The organism is Streptomyces niphimycinicus, from assembly GCF_018883605.1.
Classification (GTDB): Bacteria; Actinomycetota; Actinomycetes; order Streptomycetales; family Streptomycetaceae; genus Streptomyces; species Streptomyces niphimycinicus.
The window spans coordinates 1-13,922 of sequence record NZ_JAHLEM010000609.1 but is presented as its reverse complement, the minus strand read 5'-3'; the positions used below and the strand labels follow the sequence as shown (position 1 = coordinate 13,922).

Annotated in this window: 10 protein-coding genes; 7 read left to right on the top strand and 3 right to left on the bottom strand. The window is 72.6% G+C overall.

The genetic code is table 11. From position 1 onward, the window contains the following. Nucleotides 1-170: 170 nt before the first annotated feature. The 4 genes from KN815_RS37670 (at nt 171) to KN815_RS37655 (ending at nt 6,786) form a co-directional block, all read left to right on the top strand. A complete protein-coding gene (locus KN815_RS37670) occupies nt 171-1,541 on the top strand; it encodes an MFS transporter (protein WP_216346334.1) in 1,371 nt (456 codons plus the stop codon). Between the two features lie 33 nt (nt 1,542-1,574). Next, entirely contained in the window at nt 1,575-2,582 is a 1,008-nt protein-coding gene (locus KN815_RS37665; RefSeq protein ID WP_216346333.1) for an NAD(P)-dependent alcohol dehydrogenase, read from the top strand. A 116-nt stretch (nt 2,583-2,698) separates the two neighbouring features. Beyond that, nucleotides 2,699-3,121 carry a YchJ family protein gene (locus KN815_RS37660; protein WP_216346332.1) on the top strand — a complete coding sequence of 141 codons (423 nt, stop codon included), beginning with the start codon at nt 2,699-2,701 and terminating at the stop codon, nt 3,119-3,121. Between the two features lie 158 nt (nt 3,122-3,279). Continuing rightward, on the top strand, nt 3,280-6,786 hold the full coding sequence (locus KN815_RS37655) for a phosphodiester glycosidase family protein (RefSeq protein ID WP_216346331.1): 3,507 nt from the start codon (nt 3,280-3,282) through the stop codon (nt 6,784-6,786). 100 nt (nt 6,787-6,886) lie between these two features. Here KN815_RS37655 and KN815_RS37650 read toward each other — a convergent pair whose 3' ends face one another. Then, nucleotides 6,887-9,223: a collagenase gene (locus KN815_RS37650; RefSeq protein ID WP_216346330.1), complete on the bottom strand. Its 2,337-nt coding sequence runs from the start codon at nt 9,221-9,223 to the stop codon at nt 6,887-6,889. A gap of 160 nt (nt 9,224-9,383) precedes the next feature. On the opposite strand from KN815_RS37650, the gene KN815_RS37645 reads away from it, so the two are divergent. Beyond that, the gene (locus tag KN815_RS37645; protein WP_216346329.1) at nt 9,384-10,769 is read left to right on the top strand and encodes an aminopeptidase P family protein; all 1,386 of its coding nucleotides are present in this window, start codon (nt 9,384-9,386) and stop codon (nt 10,767-10,769) included. A gap of 91 nt (nt 10,770-10,860) precedes the next feature. Here KN815_RS37645 and KN815_RS37640 read toward each other — a convergent pair whose 3' ends face one another. Together KN815_RS37640 and KN815_RS37635 are read right to left on the bottom strand one after the other, a co-directional pair. Next, a complete protein-coding gene (locus tag KN815_RS37640; protein ID WP_216346328.1) occupies nt 10,861-11,547 on the bottom strand; it encodes a GntR family transcriptional regulator in 687 nt (228 codons plus the stop codon). 97 nt (nt 11,548-11,644) lie between these two features. After that, nucleotides 11,645-12,223, bottom strand: a complete 579-nt coding sequence (locus KN815_RS37635) for a tyrosine-type recombinase/integrase (RefSeq protein WP_216346327.1) — start codon at nt 12,221-12,223, stop codon at nt 11,645-11,647. 98 nt (nt 12,224-12,321) lie between these two features. Here KN815_RS37635 and KN815_RS37630 point away from each other — a divergent pair, with 98 nt between their 5' ends. Together KN815_RS37630 and KN815_RS37625 are read left to right on the top strand one after the other, a co-directional pair. After that, entirely contained in the window at nt 12,322-12,825 is a 504-nt protein-coding gene (locus KN815_RS37630; protein WP_216346326.1) for a metallophosphoesterase family protein, read from the top strand. 111 nt (nt 12,826-12,936) lie between these two features. Continuing rightward, nucleotides 12,937-13,922 (top strand): MFS transporter (locus KN815_RS37625; RefSeq protein ID WP_216346325.1); only part of this gene is annotated, 986 nt, incomplete at its 3' end.

The following is a 13,922-nucleotide window of genomic DNA, read 5'->3' as shown; positions in this document are numbered from 1 at the left end:
GGGCCTGGGACGGCCCGCACTCGCAGGCCCCGCGCCGGCTGCTGCGGCTGCTGGGCGCAGGCGACCTCGCGGACGACGCCGCCCTCGTCGCGTCCGTACGGGCGGAGCTGGACTCCTGCGCCCGGCCGCCGCGCTGACCGCACCCACCGCCCCCTCGAAGGAGAGCCGCCTTGAAGACGCCCAGAGTCGCCCCCGCCACCGACACACCGTCCCAGGACGAGGCCAGCCCCGCGCCACCGCGCCCACGCGGACTGCGGCACAACACCCGCTGGCTGATGGTCTTCCTCTGTTTCCTGGGCATGACCGTCAACTACGTCGACCGCGCCACCATCTCCATCTCCCTGCCCTATATGACCGATGACCTGCACATCGGCCCCGAGTGGCAGGGCGTCATCCTCAGCATGTTCTTCGTGACCTACGCGCTGGGCCAACTGCCCGCCGGGGCGCTGATCGACCGCTACGGCGAGAAGCGCATGTTCGCCATCGGCGGGCTGCTGTGGTCGCTGGTCACCGTGGGCACCGGCTTCGTCCGGGGCATCGGCAGCCTGCTCTTCGCCCGCCTCGCCCTCGGTGCGGGTGAGGCCCCAGCCTACTCCTCGTGCGCCAAGTCCGTCTCCCGCTGGTTCCCGGTCCGCGAACGGGCGCTGGCCAACAGCGTCTGGGACAACGGCGCCCGGGCCGGCACCGCCGTCGCCGCCCCGGTCGTGACCGCGCTGATCGCCTGGCAGGGCTGGCGGATGGCGTTCTGGGTCACCGGCGCCGTGGCCCTGCTGTGGGTGGCGCTGTGGCTGAAGGCATACCGCGAGCCCACGGCGCGCGGCGGGCTCAGCGCCGAGGAGCGCGCGTACGTCACGGCGGGCGGCGCCCGGCTCGAGGAGGGCCCCGCCGAGGAGACGGCGCCGCAGGAGCCCGCCGTGCGCTGGCGCGACCTGTTCCGCCACCGCACGGTCTGGGGCATGATGATCGGCTTCTTCTGCCTCAACTACGTCATCTACTTCTTCATCACCTGGTTCCCCAGCTACCTCGTCGACGCCCGCGGCTTCGACCTGCTCAAGCTGGGCTTCTACGGCGCCCTGCCCGGCATCGTCGCCATCGCCGGCAGTCTGCTCGGCGGCTGGACCAGCGACACGCTGCTGCGCCGCGGCTGGTCGGTGACCCGGGCCCGCAAGACCTGCCTGGTGTGCGGCATGCTCTTCTCCTCGGTCATCGCCTTCGCCGTGCTCGTCCCCAGCGCCATGTGGGCCCTGGTCCTGCTGTCCGTCAGCTACGCGAGCCTGGCCTTCTCCGCCGCCTCGGTGGCCAGCCTGCCCGCGGACGTAGCCCCCACCCCGCGTCATGTCGCCTCGCTCGGCGGCATCCAGAACTTCGCCTCCAACCTGGCCGGGGTCCTCGGCTCCACCACCACCGGACTGCTGCTGGGCGCTTTCAACCACTCCTTCGTCGCACCGCTGATGCTGTCCGGCGCGCTGTGCGTGGTCGGCGCCCTCACCTACGGCCTGGTCGTCCAGCGGGTCGAACCGCTGCGGCTGTCCGCCGCCTGAGCCCCACTCATGCACGAGGAGAACCATCCCGAGATGAACGACGCCACCGCCGCGATCCTGCACGGCCCCAAGGACGTGCGCATCGAGCGGCGCCCCATTCCGCGACCCGCCGCCGGCGAGGTTCTCGTGGAGATCGGCGCGGTGGGGCTGTGCGGCTCCGATCTGCACTACTACGCCCACGGCGAGAACGGCCCCCATGTGCTCCGCTCCCCCACCGCGCTCGGCCACGAGGCGGCCGGAACGGTCGTGGCGGGCGACGGCCCCCTGCCCGCGGGCACCCGGGTCGCGATCGAGCCCGCCATCCCGTGCGGACGCTGCCGCGCCTGCCGCGCGGGCCGCTACAACCAGTGCCCCCACGGCCGCTGCTTCGGCTCCCCGCCCACCGACGGCGCCCTGACCGGACATCTGGCCGTGCCCGCCGAGTTCGCCCATCCGCTGCCCGACGATTTCCCCCTCACCTCCGGGGCGCTCATCGAGCCCCTCGCGGTCGCCCTGCACGCGGTGCGCCGCGGCAATGTCACGGCCGGGGACCGGGTGCTGATCACCGGTGCCGGGCCGATCGGCCTGCTGGTCCTCCAGGCCGCCCGCGCCGTGGGGGCGGGCGAGACCGTGGTGACCGACGTCAACCCCGGCCGACTGGCCCACGCCCGCCGCCTGGGCGCCGACCGCGCCCTGGACACCTCCTGTGAACCCCTCCCCAAGGATCCGGTGTTCGACATCGCGCTCGACTGCTCCGGTATCGAATCCGCCCTGGCCGCCGCCGCGCACGCGGTACGCCCCGGCGGCACCGTGGTCGCCGTCGGCAACCCGCCTCAGCCCCGCACCACGCTGCCGCTGGCCTGGATGCAGCGCCAGGAGCTGACCTTGGTCACCGCCTTCCGCTACGCCGGGGAATTCCCCGCCGCGGTCTCCCTGGCCGCCACCGGACGGATCGACCTGGAGTCGCTGGTCACCGCCCGCTTCCCCCTCGAACACACCGCGGACGCGCTTCAGACGGCGCTCTCCGACCCCGCGCAACTGAAGGTCGTGATCGAACCCTGAGCCATGACGGTCCGAGCGGTCGAGCCCTGAGCCATGGCCACCCGAACAGTCGAGCCCTGAGCCGCCGTCCGGGCCAAGGCGGCACCCCGTCCATCCCACCCGCCACAATGGGGATCATGTCCCGACGTACCCGACGCCCGCGGCCGGCCCGCCCCACCCCGGCCTCCTGCCCCTGCGGGCTGCCCGCGGCCTACGACGACTGCTGCGGGAGGCTGCACCGCGGCCAGGCCCGCGCGGCCACCGCCGAGCAACTGATGCGCTCGCGCTACAGCGCCTTCGCCGTCGGGGACGAGGCGTATCTGCTGCGCAGTTGGCACCCCACCACCCGGCCGCCCGGCGCCGGGCTCGACGCGGGAGTGCGCTGGGTGCGCCTGGAGATCCTGGGCACCACCGAGGGCAGCGCGTTCCACACCACCGGCACCGTCGAGTTCCGCGCCCACTACACCGAGGGCGGCCGCACGGGCTCGCTCCATGAGAACAGCCGCTTCGTACGCCACGAGGGCGACTGGGTCTATCTCGACGCGGTGACCGGCGACTGACCCGCTCCACGGGGGCAGGCGCGACCACCCTCCGCGCCGACTTGGTCATTTGTTTCCCGTGTCGTCGCCGACGCCTTCTGGTGCCCGGTCAACTCCGGGGCGATGCTGGGGCGCTGTGCGTGTGAACCACGCGAGTCCCCTGGCCCCATGGAGTTGCCGTGCCTCCTGTCGCGTTCGCCAGACCTCTGGCGGCCCTGGCCGCGGTGTCCGCCCTTGTGCTGGGCGCCGCCGGCCAGGCCACCGCCGACACCACCCCCGCCCCGGCGCCCGAACCCCTGCCGCGGGTCTCCACGGAGATGCTGCGGCCGGTCGCGCCGCCCGCCGCCAGCGGTGCGCCGGGCACCCGGTCCGTGGCCGACGGCGACGGGCTCCAGACCGCCCGCTCCTCGCGGCCGGTCGCCCCGGGAGTGAAGCTGACCTCGTACGACCGGCTGGAGTCGGACAAATGGCTGCGGGTCGACGCGCTGTCGGTGGACCTGACCGGCGGCACCAAGGTCGACTATCTCCACCCCGACCAGGTCGCCGAGCGCCGGACGGTGTCCCAACTGGCCGCCGAGCACGACGCCGGGCCGGGGCGCCGCACGGTCGCGGCGATCAACGGTGACTTCTTCGACATCAACCAGACCGGCGCCCCCGAGGGCAACGGCATCGGCGACGGCCGCCTCGTCAACTCCGCCTCCGCGGCCGGGCCCGCCCAGTCCGTCGGCATCGGCCCGGCCGACGCGGGCCGCATCCTCCAGCTCTACTTCGACGGCACCCTGACCCTCCCCGACGGCCCCCATCCGCTCGCCGCGCTCAACGCCGCCAACGTCCCGGCCGCCGGGATCGGGGCGTACACCGCCCAGTGGGGCGAGGCGGACCGCGCCCAGACCGTGGACGGCGCACGGCGCACCGCCGAGGTCACGGTCGTGGGCGGCAAGGTCACCAAGGCGGCCACCGCACCCGGCAAGGGCCCGATCCCGGCCGGTGCGACCGTGCTGCTCGGCCGGGACGCCGGGGCCGACACGCTGTCCGCACTGGCCGTCGGCGACGCGGTGTCGATGGAGTACCGGCCGCGCACCGCCGACGGCAACCTGCCGCGCACGGCCGTCGGCGGCCGGGAACCGCTGGTCGTGGACGGCAAGCCGGTCGACCACGACGGCGAGGGCAACAACACCACGGCGCCGCGCACCGCGGTCGGCTTCTCCCGCGACGGCCGCACCATGCAGATCCTCACCGTGGACGGGCGGCAGGCCGACAGCGGCGGGGTCACCCTCACCGAGCTGGGCCTGATGATGAGGGACGCGGGCGCCTACAGCGCGCTCAACCTGGACGGCGGCGGCTCCTCCACGCTCGTCGCCCGCGAGCCCGGCAGCGACACCGCCCGGGTGGAGAACAGCCCGTCCGACGGTGCCGAGCGCACCGTCCCCAACGGCCTGGCCCTCACCGCGCCCGACGGCAGCGGCCGGCTCAAGGGCTTCTGGGTGGACACCGCGATGGACCGCGCGGCCGCGCCCACCGCGGACCCGGTCCGGGGCGGCCACCCCGAGCGGGTCTTCCCCGGGCTCACCCGCCGCCTCACCGCCGCCGGTTACGACGAGACATACGGCCCGGCGGACGGCGCGCCGCAGTGGCGGACGGCCGATTCCCACATCGGCCGGGTCGGCTCCGACGGCACCTTCACCGCCCGCCACGGCGGCGACACCACCGTCACCGCCCGGCGCGGCGCCGCCCACGGCGACATCGGCCTCACCGTCCTGGACCGGCTGGACCGGATCCGGCCCACGGGCCGGCTGGTCGGCCTGGCCGACGCCGAGGCCACGGGCCGGTTCGGCATCGTCGGCCTGGACGCGCACGGCACCAGCGCCCCCGTCGAACCCTCCGATGTGCGGCTCTCCTACGACCACGCGCTGTTCGACATCGCCCCGGACCCCCGGACGGGCACCTTCACCGTCAAGGCGCGCCACGACCAGGCCGCGGGGCAGGTCAAGGTCGGCGTCGGCGGCGCCACCACGGTGCTCGCCGTCACCGTCGGCCTGACCGAGCGGCAGGAGGCGTCCTTCGACGACGCCGACCGCTGGACCTTCAGCCAGGCCCGCGCCTCCGGTTCGGCACAGGCCACGCCCGACGGCCACACCGGCACCGGGCTGAAGCTGGACTACGACTTCACCCAGTCCACGGCCACCCGCGCGGCCTATGTCACCCCGCCCCAGCAGATCGAGGTGGACGGGCAGTCGCAGTCCTTCGGCCTGTGGATCAAGGGCGACGGCAAGGGGGCGTGGCCCACTCTGCACCTCAAGGACGCGGCGGGCTCCGACCAGTTGCTCCGCGGACCGTATGTGACCTGGACGGGTTGGCGGCATGTCGACTTCGACGTCCCGGCCGGGGTCGCCTATCCGCTGAAGGTCAACCGCTTCTACCTCGCCGAGACCGGCGCCACCCGCCAGTACACCGGCAGTGTGGTCATCGACGACCTCTCGGCGCGGGTGCCGCCCTCCGTCGAGCTGCCCACCGAGAGCGTGCGCCCCGATCCGCTGATCTCCACCGCCGCACAGGTGCGGGGACGCGACTGGCGGTTCGCGGTGATGTCCGACGCGCAGTTCGTGGCCCGCGATCCGGGCAGCCCGATCGTCGCCCAGGCCCGCCGTACCCTGCGGGAGATCAAGGCGGCCAAGCCCGACTTCCTGGTGATCAACGGGGACCTGGTCGACGAGGGCTCCCCCGCCGATCTGTCCTTCGCCCGCACCGTGCTGAAGGAGGAGCTGGGCGATGAGCTGCCCTGGTACTACGTGCCCGGCAACCATGAGGTGATGGGCGGCTCCATCGACAACTTCACCGGCGAATTCGGGCCCGCCCACCGCTCGTTCGACCACCGGGGCACCCGCTTCCTCACCCTGGACACCTCACGGCTGGGGCTGCGCGCCGGTGGCTTCGACCAGATCAAGGAGTTGCGCGCCCAGTTGGACGCGGCCGCGAAGGACCCCGGCATCGGCTCGGTGATGGTGATCGAGCATGTGCCGCCGCGTGACCCCACCCCGCAGCAGGGCAGCCAGCTCGGCGACCGCAAGGAGGCGGCGCTGCTGGAGGGCTGGCTGACCGACTTCCGCCGCACGACGGGCAAGGGCGCGGGGTTCATCGGCGGCCATGTCGGCACCTTCCACGCCTCACGGGTGGACGGCGTCCCGTATCTGATCAACGGCAACTCGGGCAAGAACCCCGCCACCCCGCCCAACCAGGGCGGCTTCACCGGCTGGTCGATGGTCGGCGTGGACCACGTCCCGGCCCGGGACCAGGAGGCAGCGCGCCACGCACCGTGGCAGGGCGGCCCGGACTGGGTGTCGGTGCAGACCCGCGCCCATGTGGACGGGCTCACCGTCACCGCCCCGGACGACCTGCACACCGGGCAGACCGCCGACATCACGGCGACCGTCTTCCAGGGCGAGGGGCCCGCTGCCCGCCGGGTACCGGTCGCCTTCCCGCTGAGCGCGGACTGGACCGGCTCGCCAGGCGTCCACATCGGCGACCCGGACCACGCCGGGCGCCGTGATGTGGCGGCGTACGACCCGAGCAGCGGCAAGCTGACCGCGCTGCGCCCGGGAACGGCCACCCTCGCGGTGAGCGTGAACGGCGCCACCGCACAGGCGCGGTTCACCGTCACCGCGGCGGCCGCGGCACCCGCGGCCTGAGGGCCGGCCGGCGGAACACGGTTCCGGCGGCCGGTCCGCTGGGACGTCGGCCCGCGCATCCGCACCGAGCAGGTGCGGATGCGCGGTACCGAACGTCAGGTCACCGCCGCAGCGGTCCCTCGCAACTGAAGTCCGCGGTATCGGAGTTGCCGCTGACGGTGGGCCGGCCGAAGCTACAGTTCATATCGCCGAAGTCGACGGCGGCGGGCTTGGTACGGTCGAGCAGATTGGCGTCGACCGCCTCGGACATCTCCGTGAAGACCTTGTTGAGGCTGCCGGGGTCGCTGAGGTTCGCGGTGATCTTGCCGGTGCAGACGAACCGTCCGTGCTCGCGGTCGCCGTTGTCCTGGCAGGCGGGCTGATTGCCGGTGGCCCGGGAGAAGGCGCTCTGCGCCCCGGCGGCGTCGGTGAGCGTCAGGTCCTGGTTGGGGACGAACGTGGTGTCCGGGACGAACAGATCGTCGACGATGGCTATCTGCTGGTCGAGGAAGACGTTGTACTGCTGCTGGAGGTTGACGTCCGCGCCCTGCTGGTTGCGCCAGTTGTCGAAGGCGACGGGGTCGTCGGCGCGGATGAACCGGTACATCTCCTGGAGCTTCGCCGGGTGGTCGCGCCACAGGAACTCGAAGAACGTTCCCGCGTAGGAGTAGAAGCGGAAGCCGTCGCGGTCGTAGGTCGCGTGCAGCATCTCGTTGATCGTCATCCGCGGCCTGCCGCCCTGGGTGTCGTTGATGATGTCACGCACCAGGGACTGGCGTACGCGGATGCCGTCGTCACGGGTCGAGCCGTCGAAGAACTCGGCGCTGCCCTCGTCCATGGCGGTTGTGCGATCCCCCTCGTACCAGGGGCCCTCGCCGAAGGAGCCGGGGACGGCGAACCGGCCGTTGAGGTAGTGGGTGTACTCGTGCCGGAAGAGCTCTTCCAGGGTGAGGGAGGAGTCCTGGGGCACGCGGCGCTGGTAGGTGTAGAAGGTCGCACCCTTCTCGATGTAGACACCGCCGTTGTCGGTCCCCATGCCGGTGAGCATCGGATGGTAGACCTCGTAGTCGGAGCGTGAGGCGTACAGCACGATGTTCAGGGTGGCGTTCGGGTCCCCGGCGAGCGGCTCATCGGTGCCCAGCACCCGGTGGAACTGGGCTTTGACCTGCTTGGACGCATAGTAGAGCTGGTCGACGGTGGCGCGGTCGAGGGCGGTGCGGACCTTGATGCCGCCGTTGTCGTAGGAGTAGGTGTTCGGGAAGATCCGCTTCTCGATGTCCTCCTTGCACACGGCGTAGGGCTTGCACGCGTCGAAGGTGATGAGCCAGGAGACGACCTTGCCCCAGGGCGCGCTGCCCTCGCCGAAGTTCCGGACGGTGACGGGCAGCAGGGCTCCGAGGTCGGTGACGGTCTGCTGCTTGAGGGAGTCGATCTCGCCGAAGCGGCCGTACTCGAGGAGGGCGTCGCGTACCACCCAGGCGTTGGGGGTGTCCTTGAGGTCGGTGTAGTCGGCGAACGCCTTGAAGGCGGCACGGTAGCCGGGGTCGGCGGCGACCGCGGCCTGGAACTCCTTGTCCTGGTTTCCGGAGTAGATGCCCAGGTAGTTCAGCGAGAGCGCGGAGTAGGCGGCGTTGCCCCAGGACTGGTCCTTGTTGGTGGCGGTGTGCGCCGGGTCCATGGTGGCCAGGACCTTCTTGACCAGGCCGAGTTGGTACTGGCGTCCGCCGGGCCCGCTGCACGCGATCAGGGCCTCGCGCAGGGTGTCCGCGTTGGCCCGGGAGGCGTCGAAGCTGCGGGCCGCGGCACCGAAGGCGTCGACCGCGCCGCGTACCGCGTTGACGGTGGGGGCGTCGGTGGTGTCGATCTCGTCGTGCGAGAAGTCCTGGTAGGCCACCGCGTGGAGGTACGTGAACATCTCGTACAGGTGGCTGGTGTTCGCGCCGTCATGGCCGGGGGCGAGTGAGGCGATGCGCCGGGCCACGGCCTGGACGTGTGCGTCGGACATGACGGGGATCAGCCGCGGGTCCCAGTTCCAGATGAGGCCATGCAGACAGCCGTCGGCGGTGACCGCGGGGTCGGCGAGGAAGTCGGCGAACTGATCGGGGCTCAGTCCGGTGATGCCGTCCAGGGTGCAGGGGGCGACCGACGGCTTCTTGCTGTGGCGCGGGGTGGCCGGCCCGGACAGCGGGCCGGGGATCCGTCCGTCGGCGGTGGCGGAGCGGGGCGCGGGGGCCGGAGGCGCACTGAACTCCGGCTTCACATCGAGGCGTTGGGCGTGGTCGAGCGGGTTGTCGGCGGGCCGGGACGAGGGCTTCGATGCCGCCTTCGGCTGCCACGGTTGGGCGGATGGTGCGGGATCGCTGGGCGCGGCCGCGGCGGCCTGCCCGAGCGGCATCACGAGCGCGGCGGCAAGGGTCGCGGCCAGCAGGAGTCTGCGCGAGGAGCGCGAATGTAACACCTGAACCTCCAGAGCCGGTGGGGGGTGAGTGGGGGGGTGAGTGGGGGCCCAAGGCGATGGCCTTCACTTCACGAGATGTGACCTGTAACATAGTAATGTGAAATTGCACTAACAAGACGTCAGACAGAGGTCATCCAGATTTCCGTCACCGGAGGTGTTCGTGACCGCGCGTGCCGCCCAACTCCACACCGGCAGCCATGACTTGCCCGTATCGGACGCCCTGGCCCGCTCGATGGCCAACGACTGGGCCCCCGCCCCGCCCCCCGACGACTCCCGCGTCCCCGGCTTCGAGCAGCTCACCGGCCGCCGGGCCCGGCTCGCCGCCCGCTTCCCCGGCGAGCGGCTGCTCATCCCGGCCGGCGAGCTGAAGGTCCGCTCCAACGACTGCGACCACCGCTTCCGCCCGCACAGTGCGTACGCCTGGCTGACCGGGCTGACCGGCGAGGACCAGCCCGGCCATGTGCTGGTCCTGGAGCCGGACGGCGAGCCGGTGCTGTACCTCCGGCCGCGGTCACCACGCGACGAGGACGGGGAGTTCTACCGGGACCGCAAGTACGGCGAGTTCTGGGTCGGCCGCCGCCCCGACCTGGCCGAGACCGAGCGGCTGACCGGCCTCCGCTGCGCCCACCTGACCGACCTCGCCCGCCTCGGCCCCGGCCGGGACGCCTCCCGCGATCCCGAACTCGCCTCCGCGCTGAGCGAGTTGCGCTTGGTGAAGGACCCATGGGAAGTGGCCCAGCTCCAGCAGGCCGTGGACCACACCGCCACCGGCTTCGAGGACGTCGTCCGCGCCCTGCCGTCGGCACTGCGCCACCCCCGCGGCGAACGCTGGATCGAGGGCGTCTTCCAGTTGCGCGCCCGCGCCGAGGGCAACGGCACCGGCTACGAGACCATCGCCGCCGCCGGCGCCCACGCCTGTGTGCTGCACTGGACCCGCAACGACGGCCCGCTCGACCCACGGCAACTGCTGCTGCTCGACGCGGGCGTGGAGACCGACACGCTGTACACCGCCGACATCACCCGCACCCTGCCGCTGTCCGGGCGCTTCTCCCCCGTCCAGCGCCGGGTCTACGAACTGGTGCTCGCCGCGCAGGACGCGGGGATCGCCGCCCTCAAACCGGGCGCGAGCTTCCGCGACTTCCACCGGGCCTGTTCCACCGTGCTCGCCGAGGGCCTCGCCGACTGGGGCGTGCTGCGCATCCCCGCCGCACAGGCACTCACCGCCGAAAGCGGCCTCCACCGGCGTTACACCCTGTGCAGCTCCGGCCATATGCTCGGACTCGACGTCCACGACTGCGCCCGGGCCCGCGCGGAGCAGTACCTGGACGGCGTCCTGGAGGAGGGCCAGGTCCTCACCGTCGAACCGGGCCTCTACCTCCAGCCCGACGATACGACCCTGCCGCCCGAACTGCGCGGGATCGGCGTCCGCATCGAGGACGATCTGGTGATCACGGCCGACGGCGCCCGCCTGATGTCATCGGCCCTGCCCCGCACGGCCGATGCGGTGGAGGAGTGGATGGACCGGCTGCTGTCCCCGTCCGGCTGATCCGCGATCGCGCCGCGCCCCCGCCCAAGGGGCCCGCTCCCGTCCAAGAGGCCCGCCCCCGTCCAAGAGGCCCGGTGGGGCGGCGCCCCCGTCAGGGCACTCGTGCCACATCCTCGCGGCCCTCGGCCCACAGGGAACGGACATGGCCGAGGTGGCGGGCCATGCACGCCTCCGCCGCCTCGGCGTCCCCGGTCAGCATCACATCGAGCAGTTCCACATGCTCCTCGGCGGACGGCAGAAGCTGGTCGTGCTCGTCGAGCCAGGTCAGGCCGTAAAGACGGGACCGCTTGCGCAGATCGCCGACGGTCTCGACGAGGCGGTCATTGCCACTGAGGCCCAGCAGTTCGAGATGGAAGCGGCGGTCGGCCTCCAGATAGCCCACGAGGTCATGCGCGGCGGCCGCGTCGACGATCTCCAGGGCGATCGGGCGGAGCGCTTCGAGCTGGGCGCGGGTCGCGGTGCGGGTGATCCGGCCGACGACCGGGACCTCGATCAGCGCCCGGATCTCGGTGTACTGGTCGAGATCGCGCTCGCTCACCTCGGTGATCCGGAAGCCCTTGTTGCGCACCGGCTCGACCAGACCCTCGCGGGCCAGGTCGAGCATGGCCTCCCGCACCGGGGTGGCCGAGACCCCGAAATCCGCGGCCAGACCGGGCGCCGAATAGACCGTGCCCGGCCGGAGTTCACCCGCTATCAGGGCCGCACGGAGCTGATGGGCGACCTGGTCGCGCAGCCGGTGCTGAACGGTAGCCAGGCTCCGATGCTTGAGTTCACCCATCTCGGCCCTCCGAATGGCACGTCGAGTCGGCGCGGAGTGCCAGCGTACAATGTCACGTTGTGCAAACGGCCCGCCGGTGGCCCGGCGGGGAACGGACTCAGGTGTCCCAGACCCGGCGGACCTGTTCGAAACGGGTGGGCAGCGGAGGGCGGCGACCGGCGTACCGGGCGTTCGTACGGTGGACGAACCGGCGCCAGGAGAGCACCAGCCCCTGCCGGGTGATGGGCAGCCCGGCGATCACGGTCACGCCGTTGTCGTGGGTGTGGTGCACCGTCAGCAGCAGCGCGTCCGGCACCGACCCCTCCAGCTCGGCACAGAGCTCCCGCCGCACCCGCAGCCAGCGGCGCAGCACCAGCACGGTGCCGCGGTCCAGGCCGTGCCGGCGCGGGACGCGATGCTTGCCGTGCTCGATGGTCACCCATCCGGAGTCCAGGTCCAGCGACGACAGTTTGCAGCGCAGCAGTCCGCCGTACCGGGCGCCACTGGCCCGCGCCAAGCCCACCACCACCGCCACCCGTACGGTCTCCGGCTTCGCGCCGTCCTCCATCGCCTGTACCGAGAGCTGCCGCCAGATCCACTCCGCCTCCGCCGCCGAGACCACCGGCCGCGGATAGCGCTCCTGCGCCGCCTCCTTCGCTGTCTCCTTCACCGTCCGCGTCTGGGACTGCGCTGCCATGTCCACCCCCTGGGAGCCTTGTGACACCGAGTCGCTTGGCACACTATTTCTTCCGTCGATGTCCTCGTCAAGGGCATCACGGCGGTACGGTCGTCCGTGTGCGCCTTCTGCTGATGTCCGACACCCATCTCCCCCGGCGCGCCAAGGCGCTCCCCGGGGAGCTGCTGGAGCGGCTGCCGCACGTCGATGTGGTGGTCCACGCGGGCGACTGGGTCGACCTCGCCACTCTCGATCTGCTCCAGGAGCGGTCGCGCCGGCTGATCGGGGTGTACGGCAACAACGACGGGCCCGAGCTGCGGGCGCGGCTGCCGGAGGTGGCCCGGGCCGAGCTGGCGGGGGTGCGGCTGGGCGTGGTGCACGAGACCGGAGCGGCGCGGGGGCGGGAGCGGCGCTGCGCCGAGCGGTTCCCCGGCCTCGATGTGCTGGTGTTCGGCCACAGCCATATCCCGTGGGACTCCACGGCCGAGGGGCCGCTGCGGCTGCTCAACCCCGGCTCCCCCACCGACCGGCGCCGGCAGCCGTACTGTACGTTTATGACGGCCGCGATCGAGGCCGGGCGGCTGACCGCCGTGGAGCTGCACCGGCTGCCGCCCCGCCGCTGACCGATCGCCGTTCCCCGGGCGGGGTGGCCGCGCCCGTTTCCTTCCGTTCGCCCGTCTCTCTTTTCAGCCCCGGTATCCGACCTGTCCTTTTCGGGTGCCGAGGAGTGTGTGATGACGACGGCAAGTGGTGGGTCCGCGGGGCGATGGGCGCTTGCGGCGGTGTCCGCGACCGTGTTCTGCGTCCAGCTCGACGCGTTCGCGCTGAACCTGGCCCTGCCCGGGATCGGGCGGGATCTGGGGGTGGCGGGAGGCGGCCTCCAGTGGGTGGTCAGCGGGTATCTGCTCGCGGCCGGCGCGCTGATGGCGGGCGCGGGGCGGCTGGGCGATCTGTACGGCCGCCGCCGGTTGCTGACGGCGGGTCTCGTGGTGTTCGGCGTGGCGTCGCTGGTCTGTGCGCTGGCCCCGTCGCTTCCGGTGCTGGTGGGCGCGCGGGTGGTGCAGGGCGCGGGCGGGGCGATGGCCATGCCGGCCGGTCTCGCCCTGCTGACGAACGCCTGCCCGCCCGGTGCGCGGGCGCGGTTCATGGGCCGGGCGCTGGGCATCGGGGGCGTGGCCACGGTGTGCGGGCCGTACGTCGGCGGGATGCTCACCGAGGCGGTGTCCTGGCGGGCGGTGTGCTGGCTGAACGTACCCCTCGCGCTGGTCGCGGTGGTGTGCGCGGCACGGACCGGGGAGTCGCGGGACACCACCGCACCGGCGTCCGTGGACGCGGCGGGGCTGGTCACGGCGACCGGCGCGCTCGCGGCGCTCGCGGTCCTGGTCGACCGGGGGCAGCTCTGGGGCTGGACCTCGGGCCGCTCGGCGATGGCCCTGGCGCTCACGGTCGGGCTCGGGGTCGTCTTCGTACGGCATGAGCGGGCGACGGCGCATCCACTGGTGGATCTCGCCCTGTTCGGCAACCGGCGCTTTGTGGCTCTCACGGCGGCCGGGGCGGCGGCCAACGCCGCGACCGTGGTCGTCCTGTTCGTCGTGCCCCTGGCGTTGCAGGGGCAGTGGCGGCTGTCGGCGAACGGCGCGGGGGTGGCCTTCCTGGCCCCGGCGGCGGCGATGGCGCTGGCCGGGCCGGTGGCGGGGCGGATCCGCACGGCGGACGCGGT